General features: G+C 65.0%; 18 protein-coding genes. 5 read left to right on the top strand and 13 right to left on the bottom strand.

From position 1 onward, the window contains the following. Positions 1 to 18 precede the first annotated feature (18 nt). Positions 19 to 981 carry a hypothetical protein gene (locus ACIA8C_RS12725; RefSeq protein ID WP_397133968.1) on the top strand — a complete coding sequence of 321 codons (963 nt, stop codon included), beginning with the start codon at positions 19 to 21 and terminating at the stop codon, positions 979 to 981. Between the two features lie 5 nt (positions 982 to 986). Next, positions 987 to 1,454, top strand: a complete 468-nt coding sequence (locus ACIA8C_RS12730; RefSeq protein ID WP_397133970.1) for a hypothetical protein — start codon at positions 987 to 989, stop codon at positions 1,452 to 1,454. 27 nt (positions 1,455 to 1,481) lie between these two features. Here the strand turns inward: ACIA8C_RS12730 and ACIA8C_RS12735 are convergent, their stop codons facing one another. Then, on the bottom strand, positions 1,482 to 2,885 hold the full coding sequence (locus ACIA8C_RS12735) for an amidohydrolase family protein (protein WP_397133972.1): 1,404 nt from the start codon (positions 2,883 to 2,885) through the stop codon (positions 1,482 to 1,484). Continuing rightward, positions 2,882 to 4,030: an acyl-CoA dehydrogenase family protein gene (locus ACIA8C_RS12740; RefSeq protein WP_397134745.1), complete on the bottom strand. Its 1,149-nt coding sequence runs from the start codon at positions 4,028 to 4,030 to the stop codon at positions 2,882 to 2,884. Before ACIA8C_RS12740 ends, ACIA8C_RS12735 begins: the two co-directional genes overlap by 4 nt. A gap of 132 nt (positions 4,031 to 4,162) precedes the next feature. Between ACIA8C_RS12740 and ACIA8C_RS12745 the strand changes: the two genes are divergently transcribed. Further along, positions 4,163 to 5,245 (top strand): acyl-CoA dehydrogenase family protein, encoded by a 1,083-nt coding sequence (locus tag ACIA8C_RS12745; RefSeq protein WP_397133974.1) that lies wholly within the window; start codon positions 4,163 to 4,165, stop codon positions 5,243 to 5,245. On the opposite strand, the gene ACIA8C_RS12750 is transcribed toward ACIA8C_RS12745, so the two are convergent. Continuing rightward, positions 5,242 to 6,237: a methyltransferase gene (locus ACIA8C_RS12750; protein ID WP_397133976.1), complete on the bottom strand. Its 996-nt coding sequence runs from the start codon at positions 6,235 to 6,237 to the stop codon at positions 5,242 to 5,244. The two genes, ACIA8C_RS12745 and ACIA8C_RS12750, sit on opposite strands and share 4 nt — an antisense overlap. A gap of 119 nt (positions 6,238 to 6,356) precedes the next feature. Between ACIA8C_RS12750 and ACIA8C_RS12755 the strand changes: the two genes are divergently transcribed. Next, on the top strand, positions 6,357 to 7,376 hold the full coding sequence (locus tag ACIA8C_RS12755; protein WP_397133978.1) for an acyl-CoA dehydrogenase family protein: 1,020 nt from the start codon (positions 6,357 to 6,359) through the stop codon (positions 7,374 to 7,376). Between the two features lie 38 nt (positions 7,377 to 7,414). On the opposite strand, the gene ACIA8C_RS12760 is transcribed toward ACIA8C_RS12755, so the two are convergent. The 8 genes from ACIA8C_RS12760 to ACIA8C_RS12795 form a co-directional block, all read right to left on the bottom strand. After that, complete coding sequence (locus ACIA8C_RS12760; protein ID WP_397133980.1) at positions 7,415 to 7,810, bottom strand: VOC family protein; 396 nt, start codon at positions 7,808 to 7,810, stop codon at positions 7,415 to 7,417. 142 nt (positions 7,811 to 7,952) lie between these two features. Then, entirely contained in the window at positions 7,953 to 9,416 is a 1,464-nt protein-coding gene (locus ACIA8C_RS12765) for an aldehyde dehydrogenase family protein (RefSeq protein WP_397134747.1), read from the bottom strand. Positions 9,417 to 9,436: 20 nt separating this feature from the next. Then, positions 9,437 to 10,411, bottom strand: coding sequence for an alpha/beta hydrolase (locus ACIA8C_RS12770; protein WP_397133982.1), 975 nt, complete (start codon positions 10,409 to 10,411; stop codon positions 9,437 to 9,439). Beyond that, entirely contained in the window at positions 10,408 to 10,911 is a 504-nt protein-coding gene (locus tag ACIA8C_RS12775) for a VOC family protein (RefSeq protein ID WP_397133984.1), read from the bottom strand. The genes ACIA8C_RS12770 and ACIA8C_RS12775 overlap by 4 nt, the downstream gene beginning before the upstream one ends. A gap of 76 nt (positions 10,912 to 10,987) precedes the next feature. After that, positions 10,988 to 11,752 carry an ABC transporter permease gene (locus ACIA8C_RS12780; RefSeq protein ID WP_397133986.1) on the bottom strand — a complete coding sequence of 255 codons (765 nt, stop codon included), beginning with the start codon at positions 11,750 to 11,752 and terminating at the stop codon, positions 10,988 to 10,990. Positions 11,753 to 11,755: 3 nt separating this feature from the next. Then, positions 11,756 to 12,517, bottom strand: a complete 762-nt coding sequence (locus ACIA8C_RS12785; protein ID WP_397133988.1) for an ABC transporter permease — start codon at positions 12,515 to 12,517, stop codon at positions 11,756 to 11,758. Then, positions 12,517 to 13,476 carry an ATP-binding cassette domain-containing protein gene (locus ACIA8C_RS12790; protein WP_397133990.1) on the bottom strand — a complete coding sequence of 320 codons (960 nt, stop codon included), beginning with the start codon at positions 13,474 to 13,476 and terminating at the stop codon, positions 12,517 to 12,519. Before ACIA8C_RS12790 ends, ACIA8C_RS12785 begins: the two co-directional genes overlap by 1 nt. Before the next feature lie 168 nt (positions 13,477 to 13,644). Next, positions 13,645 to 14,694 carry a methyltransferase gene (locus ACIA8C_RS12795; protein ID WP_397133993.1) on the bottom strand — a complete coding sequence of 350 codons (1,050 nt, stop codon included), beginning with the start codon at positions 14,692 to 14,694 and terminating at the stop codon, positions 13,645 to 13,647. Between the two features lie 61 nt (positions 14,695 to 14,755). On the opposite strand from ACIA8C_RS12795, the gene ACIA8C_RS12800 reads away from it, so the two are divergent. Further along, a complete protein-coding gene (locus ACIA8C_RS12800) occupies positions 14,756 to 15,961 on the top strand; it encodes a cytochrome P450 (RefSeq protein ID WP_397133995.1) in 1,206 nt (401 codons plus the stop codon). Positions 15,962 to 15,968: 7 nt separating this feature from the next. Here the strand turns inward: ACIA8C_RS12800 and ACIA8C_RS12805 are convergent, their stop codons facing one another. Next, complete coding sequence (locus tag ACIA8C_RS12805; protein WP_397133998.1) at positions 15,969 to 16,265, bottom strand: acyl carrier protein; 297 nt, start codon at positions 16,263 to 16,265, stop codon at positions 15,969 to 15,971. A gap of 15 nt (positions 16,266 to 16,280) precedes the next feature. After that, positions 16,281 to 17,651, bottom strand: coding sequence for an LLM class flavin-dependent oxidoreductase (locus ACIA8C_RS12810; RefSeq protein ID WP_397134000.1), 1,371 nt, complete (start codon positions 17,649 to 17,651; stop codon positions 16,281 to 16,283). Positions 17,652 to 17,655: the final 4 nt, after the last annotated feature.

Genomic DNA, 17,655 nt, shown 5'->3' on the forward strand with positions numbered 1-17,655 from the left:
CCGTGCCAGTCTGATCCGGTGACCGAAGCAACCGAATCCGAACTCGACAGGGTGGATGATTCCGATCTCGCCGAGCTGCGCTCGATCGATATCGACCACGTGCTGTCCTATGTTCATCGCGACCTCAAGTCACTGCCCGCCTATTCGACGCTCTATCGGCGTTATCTGCGCCAACGCTGGGACGTGTACGCGCTCGATTTCGACCGGGATATCCGGGATTGGCACGACGGCATGACCGAGCCGCAGCGATCGGCGTTCCTGGCCGTCGCCTCTGGGCTGCACCACGGCGAACGGCAGGTCGAAGCGGAACTTCCGGTGTTCATGCTTGGCTCCGCTGACGAACACAACGTGTTCCTGGCCAGCCAGCTCGAGGACGAGGCCCGGCACATGGTCTTCTTCGATCGGTTTTATCGGGAGGTGGTCGGGATAGCCGGTATTTCGATACTGGACGTGCTCGACGCTTCGTACCCGAATATATCGGAGACCTTCGTCGGCCCTTTTGGCCTGCTCGCGTACCAGGCTGAAGAATTACGCAGAAATCCGTACGATCGGGCCGCCCGGGTCCGGTTCGGCACCACCTATTTTGTCTGGGTCGAAGGCGTGCTGGCGCTGTCGGTCATGAAGGTGACGCTGAGTTATTGCCGCCGCACCGGCCTGCTGCCCGGCTATTACGCCGGCTTCACCGCGACGTGCCGCGACGAAGCCAGGCACGTGCAGGGCGGAATGCGGTTTCTGCGCGACGAGATCACCGCCGATCCGACCATGGTCAAACACGTGCACAGCACACTGCGGACCATTCTTTGGCTGGCGACGGCAGCCAGCCGCAATTTCGCCTACGGACCGCTTGGCTGGTCGGCCGACGAAGTGCAGGCGCTGATGATCGCGCAATTGCGTACCAAGCTGAATGCGATCGGCATCGATATTCCGTTCGAACTGCGGGTATTGCTGGACAGGATCCAACCGGAACTGGCCGGGGGCTGAGCGATATGCGCGAATCCGCAGCCGTGGCACCGCACTTCCTCGGCGACGCGTGGGCCGAGGCCGTCCGGATCGCGGTGGACGCCGGACCCGACGCGGCGGTCCGGCGGCACAAGATCGACACCTACTGGAACTGGGTGGAATACGTCAGAGCGAACTACGGGCGCAGTTGGGCGCTGGGCGTCCAGGACCGTCCCGGCCGCGCCGAGCCCCGGTTCCTGGTGCTTGACTGGCGTCGAGGTCAGTGCACGGATGCGGCGATCACCTCCCTCGCAGCGGCGCAGCGAGCCGACTACATCCTGTGCGCGACCTACCAGCACTGGCGGGCCCTCGCCGCGGGTGGCGACCCGGCGCGCGCGATAATGTATCGAAACTTCCTGCTACACAAGGGAAATGTGCTGGAGTTCTTCCGTTCGCTCTATTTCTTCACCGAATCGCTTGGCTGCATAGCGCGCACGCCGGCCGCGTTCGACTGATCCGAGCGCCCCCGAATCGCCAGTAGGTCAGCGCATTTCGTCCAGTTCCCGGCGTGCGCCGACCCAGTCGGCCACCAATTGCGCCGCATCGATGCCGACCAGCTCCGAATCCGCGACGACGATTCGACCGTCCACGATCGTATGGGTCACATCGGCGCCGGCGGCCTGTAATGCCACCGCCGACACCGGATCCGGCGCGGCGTAGAACTTCGGGCCGACCGTGCCGACGACCACGAGGTCGGCCAGTTTGCCCGGTGCGATCGCGCCACCACCCCGGCCGAGCGGACCGGCGCCTCCCACGGTCATCGCCAATGCCGCTGTGCAGGAGAGCGCCTCGTCATCCATCGCGGCGTCGCGCTGCAACAGCAGCGCGGCATGGATCAGGTCGAAGGGGCCCGGAATCCAGTTCGGCGCGGTGTCACTGCCGAGCACGACCGGCACCCCGGCCTCCGTCAACCGCGGCACCGATTTCTGCGCGGCCACACCGAAACCCAGGAACGCGTTGCCCAGTGGATTGTGATTGACCGTCGTTCCGGTCCGGGCCAGCAGCCGCACCTCACGATCGCTGAGATACACCGCGTGCATCGCGGTGGTACCGGGGCCGAGCAGTCCGAAGTCAGCGAGCCGCTCGATCGGCGTATTGCCGTGCAGCGCACGGTGTACCGGCACATGGTTGGCGGTGCAATTCACATGCGCGTGCATGGGCACACCGGTGCGCGCCACCAGCTCAGCCATTCCGGTCAGCAGTTCGTCCGAGCAGGCCAGCGGATCCACGCAGGACAACAGCGCGACAACCCGATTCTGCCCAGTCGAGTCGGTGGCGGCGACGAACTCCGTCGCCGCGGCCAGGGCCGCATCGGTATCGATCCGGCGGCTCGGGGCTTCGGTCCCATCATCGGACCACGTATCGGCCAGGCTCGGCCCGATGGCCGCGCGAATTCCCAATTCTTTTGCCGCCTCGACGATTCCGGCGGGCGCGGGGCCACCGGCATCTACCACGCCGGTGAAACCGGAGCGCAACATGGCCGCGAGCACAGGACGGGCGGCCGCGTAGGTGAAGCGGGGGTCGAGCGGTTCGGCGCACGCGCGGGCGACCAGTTCGACAATGGCCGCGATATCCCCGCCGTCGGCGAACAGTCCGGCGGAACGGCCGGATCGCTCGGCCGTCGCCGATGCCCGAGCGCGGAGAAAACTGCCCAAATGCACGTGCTGATCGGTGAATCCGGGGACCAGTGTGCCGCCGTGGGTGTCCAGTCGCTCGCGCGGCCGCCAGCGACCGGCCAACGCGGACGACTCCCCCACATCGACGATCACCCCGTCGACCACTGCGACGGCACCCTGCGCGATCGTGCCGAGCTCATCGTCGAGCGTGATGACCGGGCCGCCGGTGATCAACAGGTCGCAGTCCGTGGCGGCTACCGGCGCCGTCACAACGCCCCACCCTGTACCAGCTCGCCGCCCAGCGCACTGTAGAACTGTCGCTCACAGACGAAATGCTGACCGGCCGTCTTCACATCGCGCAGCCTGCGCTGCAGCGGCGAACTCTGGTAGACCACCGAGCCACCGCCCAGGTTGTACGCCGTATCCACGGCTCGACCCGCCAGCTCCGCGACCCGCGCTGGAGTGGCTTGCAGACCGGCGCGCGCCAACGCGGTCATCGGCTGCCGTCGCGCCCAGCTGTGCTCCGATTGCTCGGCCGCGGTGTAGAGCAGTGCCGCCGCCGCGGACACCTGCATGTGTGCCTCGCCCAGCCGGTCTTGGAACAGCGGCGAGTCCGCGAGCTTGGACCGGCTGAACGCCGGGCGCTTCCCGCCCCGGGCCAGCGTGACAATGTCGTCGAGCGCGCCACGCGCGATGCCGACGATCACCGCGGCGATGATCAGTCCGGATTGCGCGATCCGCGCCGTGATCCGGTCGGCCTCCGGGTTGCCTGCGTCCAGCCCGGTCGTGCGGGCGGCGGCGCAGCCGATATCGGAGACCTGAACGTCATGGCTGGCAGTTCCGCACAGCCCCACCACATTCCAGGTGTCGATGATCTCTACCGCGCCGGCGGGCAACAGCGCGATCCGCGTCTGTGGCATACCGTCCTGCGTCGTCTGCACCTTACGATCCGCGACCACGACGCCGTTCAGATAAATCCACGACGCCTGCTCGCACCCCGTCACGAACGGCCACTGGCCGTTCACCCGGTAACCGTCCGGCTCCTTCGTCAGCCGGCCTTTCGGCGCGACCGCACCCGCGCCCATGACATCCGGTCCCGCGGCATAGAACTCGGCGGTCGTCGATTGTGGGAAGCAGCTCACGATCAGATCGGCCAACCCGACCTGGCCGACCAACCACGCGGTGGCCGCGTCGGCCCGGGCCAGCGTCTCCACCACGCGCAGCGCATCCGGTAATGGCAGTTGGGCGCCGTCGTATTCGGCCGGAACCAGCAGGCGTAAACAGCCGGCTCGGCGCAGTTCGTCGAGCAGTGCGTCCGGGACGCGGCGCTCCTTCTCGATGTCCTCGGCCTGTCTCGCGATCCGCAAGCTCAGGTCCTCGATATCCGTGAGAATGGTATGCGGGAGAATTTTCATCACCTATGCCTCCGACACTCGCCCGATTCAGCGGGGGTGATTCTCTTCCGATTTTCGGGACAATATTGTGGAGTTACGAATATGAAAAATACCCTGTCCCAGGTTCGCGACCTGGCACCTGATATTACGCGAATGTCGCCGCTGACCGAAAGCGCTGGTGAAATCCCCAACGACCTTTTCGACGCACTGCGCGCCGCCGGTTGCTTCCGCATGCTGGTGCCCGCGCGATACGGCGGTGCGGAATTAGAACTTCCCGAAGCGCTGCGGGTTATCCAGGCGCTGGCCCGCGCGGACGGCGCGGTCGGCTGGGTGGTCGGCGTGCTGGCCGCCACCCCGCTCATTCTCTGCCGACTCGACGAAACTGCCTTCGACAGCCTGTATTCCGACGGTCCGGATGTCGTGGCGGCCGGCGCGGTCGCCCCGAAGGGTGCGGTGACGCGGCAGGACGACGGCTGGCGGGTATCCGGTCGCTGGCCGTTCGTCTCCGGTTGCCGCCACACCCGGTGGATCTATCTGCACTGCGTCGAGTTCGCGGCGGGTGCGCCGCGGACCACCGCGGACAACTATCCCGTCCTGCGTATGGTCGTGATCCCGCGCGACCGCGTCCGAATCCTGGATACCTGGCACACCCTGGGCCTGCGCGGCACCGGCAGTCACGACGTCCGGGTCGCGGGCGCGTATTGCCCGGACGAATTCACCGGACGGCTCTTCGGCGCCCCGCCCACCATTGCCGGATCCGGATCGTTCACCATTCCCCTGAACGACCAGATCGGACTGTTCATCTCGACGACCGCGCTCGGTATCGCCGCCGGTGTCATCAACGAAATTGCCGAGCTGGCCATCCGCACACCGTCTGCCGCATCGGCGATATTTCACGACGGCCTCGGCGCGGCACAAATGACGTTGGCCGGCGCCGAGGCGCTGCTGTACGACCAGGCCGCCGCGGCATGGCAGGCCGCCGAGCGCGGCGCGCCCGGCACCGCCCTGCACCGGACTACCTTGCGGGCGACGCCACCGATGGTCATGTCCATGGCGGCCGCCGCCGTCGATCATGCCTATCAGCTGACGCATTACCTCACCGAACACAGCCCTCGGCTGCACAGACAATTGCGGGATCTGCACACCGCGACCCAGCACGCCGCAGGCAATCGCGACTATTTCGGCGCGGTCGGCACCAGTGCACTCGGATACGAGACCGAGGCATTGAAGATCTAAACCGCGGCCATTTCGAGCACCGGGAAGATCCCGCCCCCGACCGTGCGGAGCCGAACCAGCCCCGCGGCCGCCGACAACTCCGACAATTCCTCGGTGGTCCGGATACGGCCGGAACTCAAGGCCATCATCAGCATGTCCATCGTCACCGCCGTCCGGTCGCGAGCGCCCGCATCCGCGAGGGGTTCGACGATGAGCACCCTGGCCTCGGCACCAAGCGCCGCGCGGACATTGGCCAATATGCGGACCACCGCATCGTCGTCCCACCCGTACAGCACCCTGTTCAACACATAGACGTCCGCACCTGCGGGAACACTGTCCAGCACGGTCCCGGCGACCACCCGGCAACGGTCAAGCACCTGCGCAGTACGCAACACCTGCGCCGCCTGGGCGCAAGCGTGCGGCAGATCCACGAGGATGCCGCGCAGTGCGGGAAATCGGACGAGCAAACCGGCGAGAAAGACTCCGTTGCCCCCGCCGAGATCGGCGACGACAGCGCCGTCCGGCCATCGGAACAACCGCACGATGGTGCGCAGCTGCAGTCGAGCCAGCGCCGCCTGACCGGCGTCGAAGATCGCCGCCTCGTCCGGATGGTCGGCCAGGTACTCCCAGTAGGTGCGGCCGTGCACGTACTCGAAAGCGGTCTCTCCGGTGCGCGCGGTATGCGTCAGCTCCGCCAGCGCCAGCACATCGTGCTTGGGCAAGTGGCAGGCGGACCGCACGGAATTCGGATGTCCGCTCCGCAGCGGTGCCGCCGTGTTATTCAGCGCGAAGACAGCCGGCGCCGTTTCGGCGAAAACGCCGTGTGCCACCAGCGCACGCAACATCCTGGCCAATACCGAGGCGTCGACACCGGCTTTCTCCGCCAATACGCCGACCTCCTCCGGCCCCGCCTCCAGATAATCGGCGATACCGAGATCGGCCACTGCGCGGAGGGTGAACGAAATCGTGTAGTTCGCCAGTGCGAGAAGTTCCGAGACCGCAACCAGATCCATCGCAGATCGTTTATTTTCCATGGTCACGCTCCGGCCTTTCCACCGCCTTGGCCTTTCCGCCGCCTTGCCACCTAGAATGTTACACGCAGCGCGAATACTCAATATTCATTGGAGAAAAAATGGAATACCGATCACCGATGGCCGACATCGTTTCCAGAGCCGAATGTATCGCGGAAGAAAAACTGTTCCCGGTTGCGATGGAGACCGACCGGAGCGGCCTCGTACCGAAGGTGAATCTCGATATTCTCGCCGACGCCGGTTTCTACGGCCTTTCCGGACCACCGGACGCAGGTGGCCTCGGTGCCGATTTCGCCACCGCGGCCGCGGTTATCGAGGCCCTGGCCGGTGGCTGCCTCACCACGACGTTCGTGTGGAACCAACATCTGCCAGCCGTCCTGGCCGTGCAGAACAGCCCCCTCGCCGGCAGCTGGTTGGCCCCGCTGTGCAGCGGAGAGCGCCGCGCCGGGCTCGCACTCGGCGGCTCGCTGCCCGGGCCCGCTCGGCTGCGCGCGCGGGAAACCGCCGACGGCTGGCGGTTTACCGGCACCGCCGCCTGGCTGAGCGGGTGGGACCGCATCGACGTGGTCAATGCGGCGGCGCGCGACGAGGCGGACAACATCGTCTGGGCGCTGCTCGACGCGCGAGCCTCGGAAACTCTGACCGTCGAACCAGTCGAGCTGCTAGCGCTCGACGCGACGGCAACCGTGCGGGCTCGGTTCCACGATCATCCGGTGCCGAGCGACCGAATCCTGTCGGTCACACCGCAGAATCGTTGGCCCGCAGTCAATTCGGCATTCGTCCGGTTACACGCGGCACTCGCACTCGGTGTCGCAGGACGCTGCTGCCGACTGCTCGGACCGAGTCCGCTCGATGACGAGCTGACCGCCTGCCGAACACAGCTCGATTCGGCCGCCCCCTCGGAGCTGCCGGGCCGGCGAGCCCAGGCCTCGATGGTGGCATTGCGCGCCGCGGCGAGCCTCGTCACCGCCACGGGTAGCACGGCCATCGAACCGGGCCACGCGCAGCGGCTGGCTCGGGAAGCGCTGTTTCTGCTTGTGTTCGGCTCACGGCCGCCGATCAAGGCCGCCCTGCTGGACCAGCTGGGCGCCGCCCCGGCGGACGCACCCAGCCTGACCTGATCGATTCCTGAGCCGATCGACTACCGCGCCCTGATCGACTACAGCGCCGTGGCGAAGAACCAGGGATTTCCTTCCAGGTCGAACGCACCGTATTCACGCAGCCCGTACGGCATGTCGGTCGGCTCGTACCAGATTTCGGCACCGCCGTCCTTCGCCCGTGTGAAGTGCGCGTCGACGTCATCCACGATCAGCATGATGGCGGAGGGCGACACTCCGCCGAGCTTGCGCGCCGACACCAGACGATCACCGCGGGCCTGGCCGATCACTACGAGATAGTCACCGATCCCCGCCTGCGCATTGACGATCTCGCCGTCCTTTTCGTGCACCGATCGCTTCTCCAATCCGAACACGTCGAGGAGGAACTGAAAACCGCTGGCGACGTCCTCGTAGAAGAGGTAAGGACTGATACTCGGCGACACTTTTCCCAGAGTCATTTCGTTCACCTTCGCTAGGTCCGTAACGACGTTGGTTGCAACCGCTGTGACTGTATACCACGCGGTTACGCCGCGAAACGCCGTCGCTTACCGATCAATACGCGCTTACGATAAAGGCGACCGCCCAGTTCTATCGCAATGTTCACAACGAGATCCACACATTCTTCTGCCGGGTGAACTCGCGAAGACCGGCAAAGCCGCCGATGCGCCCGAAACCACTGCGCTTGACGCCGCCGAATGGTATCGATGGCGAGATTCCCTCGAAACCGTTGACCCACACATTGCCGACTTCCAATGCCCGGCTCACCGTATGTGCCCGCTTGAGATCGTTCGTATGCAGATAGGCCGCCAGGCCGTATTGCGAGTCATTGGCCAGCGCGACGGCCTCCTGATCGGTGTCGAACTTCATGAACGACAGCACCGGACCGAAGATCTCTTCCTGCGCGAGCTCGCTCGCACTGTCCACCTCGGCGAAGATGGTCGGCTCGATGAAGTAACCGGCGGCCCGATCATCGTCGGCGATTCTGCTCCCGCCGCACACCAGCCGTCCGCTCCCGCTGTCGCGGGCGCGTTCGATGACCGCACCGATACGGTGGCAGGCCGCACCGCTGATCACCGGCCCGACGAAGGTATCCGCACCGAACGGGTCACCGACCGGTAGATGCCGCACCCGCGCTGCCGCAAGCTTGAGCACTTCGTCGTAGACCGGAGCCTGTACGAGCACCCGAGTACCGTTCGCGCACCCCTGACCGCTGAAGATCACCAGTCCGGCCAGGACCTGCCTGGCGGCCAGTCGGACATTCGTATCGGCGAAGACAAGATGGGCCGACTTCCCCCCGAGCTCGAGGCCCACCGGTGTGAGGTTCTGCTTCGCCGCGTCCAGAATCTTGCGCGCGGTCGCGCCGCTACCGGTGAAATGCACCTTGTCCACGCCAGGGTGGCGCACCAATGCTTCACCACCGACCGGCCCCGCCGGCACGATATTGACGACCCCCGGCGGAAAGCCCGCTTCGAGTGCCAACTCGCCGAGGCGCAGCGAGGTGAACGGCGCCGCCTCCGGCGGCTTGAGCACCACGGTGTTGCCTGCGGCCAGTGCGGCGCCCGCGATCTGAGCAAACGAAACCATCGGCCCGTTCCACGGAATAATGATCCCGACAACGCCGTACGGTTCGTCGATCGCGTAGTCCAGTGCCGGAGCCCGCCACGTCCCGATGAGATCGCCGCCGATCTTGTCGGCCCAACCCGCGTAGTAGTCCAGGAAGTCACTGGCCGCGGCCGGGAACGATGCCGCGAAGCGGGCCGGGACGGAACTTTCGAGGGTCTGCAGCGCACCCAGTGCCGCCGCGTGCACCCGGATCAGTTCGGCCAGCGCGAGCAGCATATTCCGGCGTTCCGGCAGCGGAGTCGCGGTCCACACCGGTAACGCCCGGCGCGCCGCGGCAACCGCCGCATCCATCTCGGCGACGCCCGCGAGCGGCAGCGACGTCGTCCGTGTGCCGGTCGCCGCATAGATATGGTCGTAGTTTCCGGCACTCGACTCGTCGATTCGCTCGTCGCCTACCAGCAGACCCACATTCGGCAGTACCTCCAGCGGCGGCTGAGTCAATGACACGGCGACCTCCTAGCTCACTTTGACAGCGGCCCACAACAATTGATCAAGAACCTCGACACTGCGCGGATCGCCTCCGTCGCGGCGGGGAGAAGATGGGACAGCCCGAAGAAGCCGTGCACCATCCCGTCGAATGCCAGTATTTGCACCGGCACCCCGCTGCGGCGTAGCAGCGCGCCGTAGGCGAGCGCATGCCGGTGCAACGGATCGCATTCCGCGCGAATCAGCAGCGCCTGCGGCAGGTCCGCCAGCGGCTCGGCTCCCAGCAGATCGAATCTCGGGTCAGCGTCGGCCCGTCGATCCCCGAGATACAGTGCCTCGAAGTAATGCCCGTCGGCGATACTCAGGCAGAAATCGTCATAGCGGCGGTCCAGCAAATCGGTTCTGCGCACGGACGTCATCTGCGGATAGATGAGCACCTGTGCAGCCAAAACCGTGCGCCGCGCACGAGCGACGGCGGCTGCCAGATTCCCGCCGGCGCTGTCGCCCACCACCGCGATGCGATGCGGATCGCCCCCGAGTTCCCCGGCCCGGCGAGTCAACCAGTCGACACACGCCTCGACGTCGTCATAGGCCTGCGGGAACGGATGCTCGGGGGCCCGCCGATAGCCCAGGCTCACGACCACCATCTTCGAGTGGATCGCCAATTCCCGGCAGGGCCGATCGGCGGTATCGAGATCACCGAGTGCCCAGCCACCGCCGTGCAGATAGAGCACCACCGGCGGTGTCCGGTCACGGTCGGTCACCGCGTCGTCGTGCCGGTACACCCGGATCGGACAGTCCCGATCCTGGAACGACAATCGACGTTCCACCACAGAGGTGACCGCGGGCGAGCCGGGATTCCCGGCCAGCAGTCGCGCGAGCTCGGCCCGGCCTTCCTCGACGGACAACTGGTGAAACGGCGCGGATCGAGCCCGCCAGGAAATCCGAACCAGCCGCCGCGCATCGGGATGCAGAGCAGCCAGTTCGGCATCGGCCGACCGCGTTCTCACTTACTGCTGCGGGCTTTCTCGGTTTCGGCGACGGCTTCATTCGTCACGCGCGTCAACCACTCGAGGTCCACATTCTTGACCCGAGTGCTGATGATCCACCGATGCCCGGCCGGATCGATGATGCCCGCGTTGCGGTCACCCCAGAACAAGTCGGTGGGTTCCTGCAGGGATTTGGCGCCGGCCTCGATGGCGCGCCGGTACGACGCGTCGACATCGTTGACATAAATATGCACCAGCGAGGCGGTCCCACCCAATTTCGCGGGCGGCTCCGCGGTCGGCGCCTTGAACGGCATATCGTCCGGATGGACATCCTGGACCATCATCCGTCCACCGTTGATGAACAGTTCGCAATACCACCACTTTCCATTCGACTCCCGAGCACCACCGAGCACTTTTGCATCGAATGCTTCCTCGTAGAATTTGATGGCAGTCGGCGAATCGTCGGTGACCAGCACAGGCGTTACACCGGGAAATTCCTTGGGAAATGAATCGGTCGGCATAGCACATCCTTCTCGTTCGCAGAAATCGACCGAGCCCACCATAACATTCTGAAATTACCGACGATACGATTCGGCGTCAGATATCGAGGCGACTATAAGTACGCGCGGCCAATGCCGTCGCGAATGCGCCCCCGAGCACAATCCACAACAACGCGGGCACGACGGACCCCACCGTGCTGTCGCCTTCTTGTGCCGCCCGCATCGCGGTCACCATGCAGGTGAGCGGATTGACCCTGGCAATCGGCTCCAGCCAGCCGGGTAACGCGTCGATAGGAACAATTCCCCCGGAAAGAAACCCTAACGGCAACAGGATCAACTGCAGCGTACCGCCCACTTCCTCCGGGCTTTTCGCACGAAGCGCCAGTGGAATGGTGAACAAGCACAGGACCGCACCCATCCCGACCGGTGCCAGCAGGTAGATCACCAGGCCGGGCAACCCACCGTGGAAACGTGCGCCGAAGAGAAACCCGACCACGGACAGCAGCACGATCTGTATACCGATGGCCGTGGCGTCCGCGCCCACACGACCGAAGAGTACGGCGGAGCGGCCGATCGGCAGTGCCCGCAGTCGATCCAATATCCCGTCGCGCAGATCCCGCTGAATAGCGCTGCCCGAACGCGGCAGCGCGAAGCTGATGACGAAGGCCGCCAATCCAGGCAATGCGAAATTCGCGTAATCCGAGTAACCCTGCCCGGGCAGAATCGTCTTCGCGAAGGCGACCAGAAAGATTATGTACAGCACCAACGGCACAGCAAGCGTGCTGGCCAGCACCTCGGGGCTGCGCACCACACGTACGAGGTTGCGACCCGCGATCAACATTCCCTGTTCGTACGTCGTCACCGGTTAGCCGTCCCTCCGATACCTGTTCGCGAGCAGGACCGACCACAGCACGCCCAGCCCGATCGCCCATACGAGGAATCCGGTCAATGCCCGAGTGTCCACCCGGCCGTCGATGAAAGCGCGCAGCGTATCACTCGTCAAACTGATGGGACCCCATCGGATGATCGGCTCCAGCCAGTTCGGGAAATTGGCGGTTGGCACCAGGCCGTTGGAAATGATCAGGCAGACCATGAACACCGGTATGGTCGTCGATTCGGTGGCCTCGGGATCGCCGTTGCGCACCGCGAGCAGCTGACACCCGAGCGAGATCACCGTCATCGTGAGCAGGCATACGCCCAGTCCCCCGAGCACGCCGATCGGCTCCGTCGGCGGATGGAATCCGAAGGCCACGGCGCAGACGAGCACGAGGACCAGTGAGGACAGTGCGCGCACCGCATCGCCGAGCAGCCGTCCGACGACAACGGCCAGCCGGGAGATCGGCAACGTGCGCCAGCGATCGAACAGGCCGTCACGGATGTCCATACCGACGGCGTAACCCGCGCCCGAGCCCGCGAAGAACATGGTCTGAATTACCAATGTCGGTGTGACGTATTGGATGTAGTCCAAGCCCTGAGCCAACCCGCTCTTGTTGAACAGGGCCAGGAAGATCAGCAGCACCAGCGGTGGCAATACCAGCGCCGATACCAATGCGAGTGGATAGCGCCGCATCAGCAGCAGGTTGCGGCCGGCCAGAATCCAGGATGCCCGCAGCGTTGTCGACGTCATTACGCCTGCTCCGGAGCCGCGGACCGGCCGGTGAACGCGAGGAAGACCTCGTCGAGGCTCGGCCGCCGCAGGGTGACGTCGACGACCTCGATACCTTCCTGATCGAATACGTCCGTCACCGCACGCAGCGTCGCCATGCCGTCCGGGGCCGGCATGGACAATTCCGCGCGTTCGTCGGTGACGGTCACCTCGACGCCGAGGCGATCGGCAAGCAACCGCAGCGCACGCGCCGACTTGTCCAGTTCCTGAAGGTCGGCGATCTGTACGGTGCACACCGGGCCACCCACCTGTTTCTTCAATTCCGCCGCGGTGCCGTTGGCGATCACCTGGCCCTTGTCGATGACGACGATCTGGTCCGCGAGTTGATCCGCTTCTTCCAGGTACTGGGTGGTCAAGACGATGGTCAGGCCGTCCGTGCGTAGCCGCCGGATGGTGTCCCACAGCGCGAGGCGGCTGCGCGGATCCAGCCCGGTCGTCGGCTCGTCGAAGAACAGCACGTTCGGCCGGGTCACCAGCGACGCGGCCAGGTCGAGCCGCCGGCGCATACCGCCCGAGTAGGTCTTCGTCCGGCGATCAGCGGCGTCCTCGAGGTCAAAACTGCTGAGCAGTTCGGCGGCACGCGCGCGGGCCTGCTGTCTGTTGAGACCGACGAGGCGAGAGAACAAGACCAAATTCTCGCGACCGGTCAGCACCTCGTCCACGGCAACGTGCTGGCCCGCCAAGGCAATTGAAGCCCGTACCTGCGCGGCCTCGGCGATCACATCGTGCCCGTCGACCATCGCCCGCCCCGCGGTCGGCCTGGCCAATGTGGTCAGACAGCGGACCGCGGTCGTCTTTCCGGCGCCGTTCGGCCCCAGCAACCCGAGCAGCGTTCCCTCCGGAACGCTGAACGTCACTCCCTGTAACGCCTCGGTGTCCCCATAGACCTTGCGCAAGCCCTCGACTTCGACACCAGCCATCTCTGCCCGTTCTGTCGTGTTCAGCTCTTGCCGCCACAACCGAAGCCGCCAGCTCTCCCGATCCCACCCGGTCCGGCCTCGCAGGACGTCCGCTATGCAACTTATCGTATCCGCGGCGGCAGCACGGTGTCTTGCCGGCGAGACATCGCAGCGGCGCGAGAAGGGCACTCACCCAACCTGATCCGCGCACTCGGCGGCGGCCGAAAGAGCCCGTCGCGCTTGGACGACCGTCAGGGTCGGGGTCGCCGCGACCGCCGTGATCGCCAGGCCGCGCGCCCCGAGCAGCCGCTCCAGCTCCATGCGGGTCCGGTGCCGCGTTCCGGTCGACACCAGCGTCTGCACATCGAAGAGTTTCGCCACATCGAAGGTGTCGCCCTCCGGCAGAATCGCCTCCAGCACCAGCAATTCGCTGTCCTCGCGCATCGCGTCCCGAACCTTGCCCAGGATCAGTCCGGCTGCGTTGTCGTCCCAGCCCGGCAAAACCGTCTTCAATATGTACAGGTCGGCAGCCGCGGGCACGCGATCGAAGAAGTCACCTGCCACCACTTCCGCTCGTTCGCCGATGCCCGCCGCGGAGAACAGCTCGGCAGCCCGCGAGACCACTTCCGGCAGATCGAGCAGAACCCCGCGCAGATGGGGGAACCGAGCCAGCAAGCCGGCCAGGAACGCCCCGTCCCCACCGCCGACGTCGACCACGGTCGCCACCTCCGACCAGGGGAACAGCGACAGGACGGTCCGCGCGTGTAGCCGACTCGCGCTGCGGGATACCTCGTCTACCCTGGCCCGGAAATCCGAATGCGTGCGCAGATAATCCCAATACCGCTCGCCGTGCACGAGCGGAAAGGCGGCCTCCCCCGTGCGTACGCAATGATCCAGCCGCGACCATGCCGCGATTTCCGCAGGCAGAAACGGATACGCGCCGACCAGCGACGCCGGATGATCGCTGCGCAAAACCTCCGACAACGGTGTCATCCCGAACTTTCCGGGATGCTGTTCGGTGAATATCCCCTTACACGCCAATGCGCGCAGTATCCGATAGAGAGCGGATTCGTCGGTGCCCGTCGCTCGGGCGAGATCCGCCACCGACTGGGGCCCGTCCGACAGATGATCGGCAAGTCGAAATTCGCAGGCGATTCGAATGGCAAACGGAACTATGAAATCGGCGAGTTCGGTCAACTCGGCTACTCGCGCAAGATTCAGCCTGCGTGCATTCGCCATCATCATTCCTGGGTCGGGTCCGCTCTTGCCTCGACGGTAACTCGTTCCGATACTGGCAGCTATGCCTCACGATAAATTCGTTCTGCTACCTCGATATGATCCGACCGACCCCGCCGTCATAGATGACCCATACCCGGTATACGCGAGCCTGCGTTCCGCCGGCCGACTGTGCCGATTGGGGCCCGGCGGCTACGGGGTGACCCGGCACGCCGATATATTGCGGCTGGCCAGGGACCCGCGCCTCGGCAGTCATTTCCCGATCGAATATCACGAAATTTCCGTCGGAAAAGGACCGGCCAGCAGTTTCTTCCATCGCATCGTGCTGTATCAGGATCCACCGGAACATACTCGATTGCGCCGACTCATCGCTGCCGCCTTCCCGCCATCGCTGGTGCGCCGGCTGCGGGTCCGCATCGACGCGATCATCGACGAACTGCTGACACCCGCCCTCGACCGCGGGTACTTCGACGCGGTGACGGACCTCGGCTTCCCGCTTCCGGTGACGGTGATCTGCGAACTGCTCGGTGTGCCGCCTGCCGACCGGGATGTGGTGCGGCCGCAGGCGCTGGCCCTGGGCCGGGCCTTCAACGCGATCGTCGACGATGACCATCGCCGGTCTGCGCACGATGCCGTCCTGTGGCTACGCGAATACCTGATCGACCTGCTGCGCACGCGCACCGCGCGCGACGGTCTGCTTTCCAACCTGCTGACCGCGAAGGACGACGGCGAACGCCTGACCACCGAGGACGCCGTTGACAACGCCATCTTCGCCTTCTTCGCCGGGTTCGAGACCACCGCCCATCTGCTGGCGAGCGGCTGTGTCGCATTGACCGAGTATCCGGACGAATTTCTCCGGATGCGCACCGACCCGGCGCTCGTCCCGACCGCCGTCGACGAGTTCCTGAGGTACGACGCGCCGATCCAAGGCGTCGCCAGAATGGTCCGAGAGGCGATCGAAATGGACGATCGAACGATTCGGCCGGGCCGAATGCTGGTACTCATGATCGGCTGCGCGAACCGCGATGAGCAGGTTTTCCGCGAGCCGCACCGACTGGATATCGGACGTCATCCGAATCCGCATCTCAGTTTCGGCGTCGGCACGCACTATTGTCTCGGCGCCATGCTGGCCAGACTCGAGGCGACCGCCGTATTCGACTATCTGGCCCGGAAGTTCTCGCGGTTCGAATCAGCCGACCCACCGGTACGCCGACGCGATACGACGTTCCGCGCATACGAAAACGTCCCCATACGAGTTGTGGCGGCTTGAATTCCGATCAGGAGAGTTCGCCACGATGCCGCAGCGCGGTCACCACATGATCCTCCACCGCCGCGACGGTGGTGACCTGCTGCGCGGTCTGCTGATCGATCGGCGGCAAATCGAATTCATCCTCCAGCGTGAAGCCGAGTTCCAGCAGAGCCAGCGAATGGTAACCGAGATCATCGATCAGCACCGACGTCGAATGCGCTTCGTCCGCGCCTGGCGCCAAATCGACGACTATCGCCCGTACGGCGTTACGAACGTCCTCTTCGGACCGACCGTGGACATCGACCTGAGACGATATCTCGGACATAAATCCCCCTAACGATTACGAACCTATCGAAGATAACGGTAGCCCAGTGTATCCGGACCGGCCGGCACCGAAATAGCGTTCGCGTAAAGTCGATTCGGACTTGTCATAAGCACGCCGGAAGATTTTCCGCCGCTGCAATTCCGGGACCAAGAGCCGGCAAATATCTGTCAGTCCGGTCGACGGCGGGCACGGCATGAGGTTGAAACCGTCGACATTCGCCACCTCGAGCCATTCTTCCATGCGATCCGCGACATCCTCAGGAGTGCCGAACAACGTCACCGGGCGATCCTTCCGTGGCCGGCGTGGCCTGCCGAGCACGAACTTGATGTCCGCCACCGTCCACTCCCGGCCGGGGCCTAGCTCCTCGAAAAAGCTCATCACCGACCGGCTGGCCTGGCCGCCGATGTCCGAGACCGGGGTGTCGTCGGGATATGCGGCCAGGTCGATACCCGTCCAGCCGCACCACTTCGCCAGCTGCCCCTCCGCGCTGCAGAGCCGCACAAAGAGGTCCGCCTTGGCCTTTGCCTCTTCCTTGGTCTCGCCCAGCATCACCATGGTGCCCTGTAGCGCCTTGATATCGGCCGGGTCCCGGCCTTGGCTCGCCGCCGCGGCGCGCAGGCGGCCGACCTTGGGTGCGGCCGTTAACGGATCGGGCAACGATAGGAAAACCACCTCGGCATGTCGTGCCGCGAACTCGATACCCCGGGGTGAGGCCCCGGCCTGGTAAAGCACGGGAGTTCGCTGGGGCGAGGGCTCGCACTGGTGCGGCCCCCGGACGGTAAACCACTTTCCGTGATGATCGATCTCCCGGACGGCGTCGGGATCGGTGAAGACATCGTTGTCGACATCACGCACGACCGCACCGTCGGACCAGCTCTGTTCCCACAGTGCGCGAACCACTTGGACATACTCGTCGGCGCGCTCGTACCGCAGGTCGTGATCGAGATGAGCGCCGAGTCCATTCGACTCCGCCGATCGCAGGTATGACGTCACGATATTCCAGCCGATACGCCCGCCGGTCAAGTGATCGAGCGAGGTGAACAATCGAGCACACTCGTAAGGCTGATGATACGACGTCGAATATGTGATCGCGAAACCCAGATTTGTGGTATTCGCCGCTACCGCCGGGACCACCAGGGCGGGGTCGATCGTCGGCACCTGCACCGCGTATCGGACCGCGCTTCGCCAGGAATTTTGATATACGTCGTACAGGCCGTGGACATCGGCGAAGAACAAGGCATCTATGCAGGCGTCTTCGAGTTGACGTCCGATCGAGATCCAATGCTCTATCGAGCGGTATCCTGTTCCGGTTCGGTCGTCGGGATCGCGCCACAAGCCCTTGAACTGAGGCGACGGTGAACATTGCGCAAATATATTGAGGTGCACCGTA

Source organism: Nocardia sp. NPDC051321, from assembly GCF_044455225.1.
Lineage (GTDB): Bacteria > Actinomycetota > Actinomycetes > Mycobacteriales > Mycobacteriaceae > Nocardia.

Coding starts and splice junctions, on each gene's coding strand:
- ACIA8C_RS12730 (WP_397133970.1), top strand. CDS start 987: ATGCGCGAATCCGCAGCCGTGGCACCGCACTTCCTCGGCGACGCGTGG.
- ACIA8C_RS12740 (WP_397134745.1), bottom strand. CDS start 4,030: ATGAAAATTCTCCCGCATACCATTCTCACGGATATCGAGGACCTGAGC.
- ACIA8C_RS12745 (WP_397133974.1), top strand. CDS start 4,163: ATGTCGCCGCTGACCGAAAGCGCTGGTGAAATCCCCAACGACCTTTTC.
- ACIA8C_RS12750 (WP_397133976.1), bottom strand. CDS start 6,237: ATGGATCTGGTTGCGGTCTCGGAACTTCTCGCACTGGCGAACTACACG.
- ACIA8C_RS12755 (WP_397133978.1), top strand. CDS start 6,357: ATGGAATACCGATCACCGATGGCCGACATCGTTTCCAGAGCCGAATGT.
- ACIA8C_RS12760 (WP_397133980.1), bottom strand. CDS start 7,810: ATGACTCTGGGAAAAGTGTCGCCGAGTATCAGTCCTTACCTCTTCTAC.
- ACIA8C_RS12775 (WP_397133984.1), bottom strand. CDS start 10,911: ATGCCGACCGATTCATTTCCCAAGGAATTTCCCGGTGTAACGCCTGTG.
- ACIA8C_RS12785 (WP_397133988.1), bottom strand. CDS start 12,517: ATGACGTCGACAACGCTGCGGGCATCCTGGATTCTGGCCGGCCGCAAC.
- ACIA8C_RS12790 (WP_397133990.1), bottom strand. CDS start 13,476: ATGGCTGGTGTCGAAGTCGAGGGCTTGCGCAAGGTCTATGGGGACACC.
- ACIA8C_RS12795 (WP_397133993.1), bottom strand. CDS start 14,694: ATGGCGAATGCACGCAGGCTGAATCTTGCGCGAGTAGCCGAGTTGACC.
- ACIA8C_RS12800 (WP_397133995.1), top strand. CDS start 14,756: ATGCCTCACGATAAATTCGTTCTGCTACCTCGATATGATCCGACCGAC.
- ACIA8C_RS12805 (WP_397133998.1), bottom strand. CDS start 16,265: ATGTCCGAGATATCGTCTCAGGTCGATGTCCACGGTCGGTCCGAAGAG.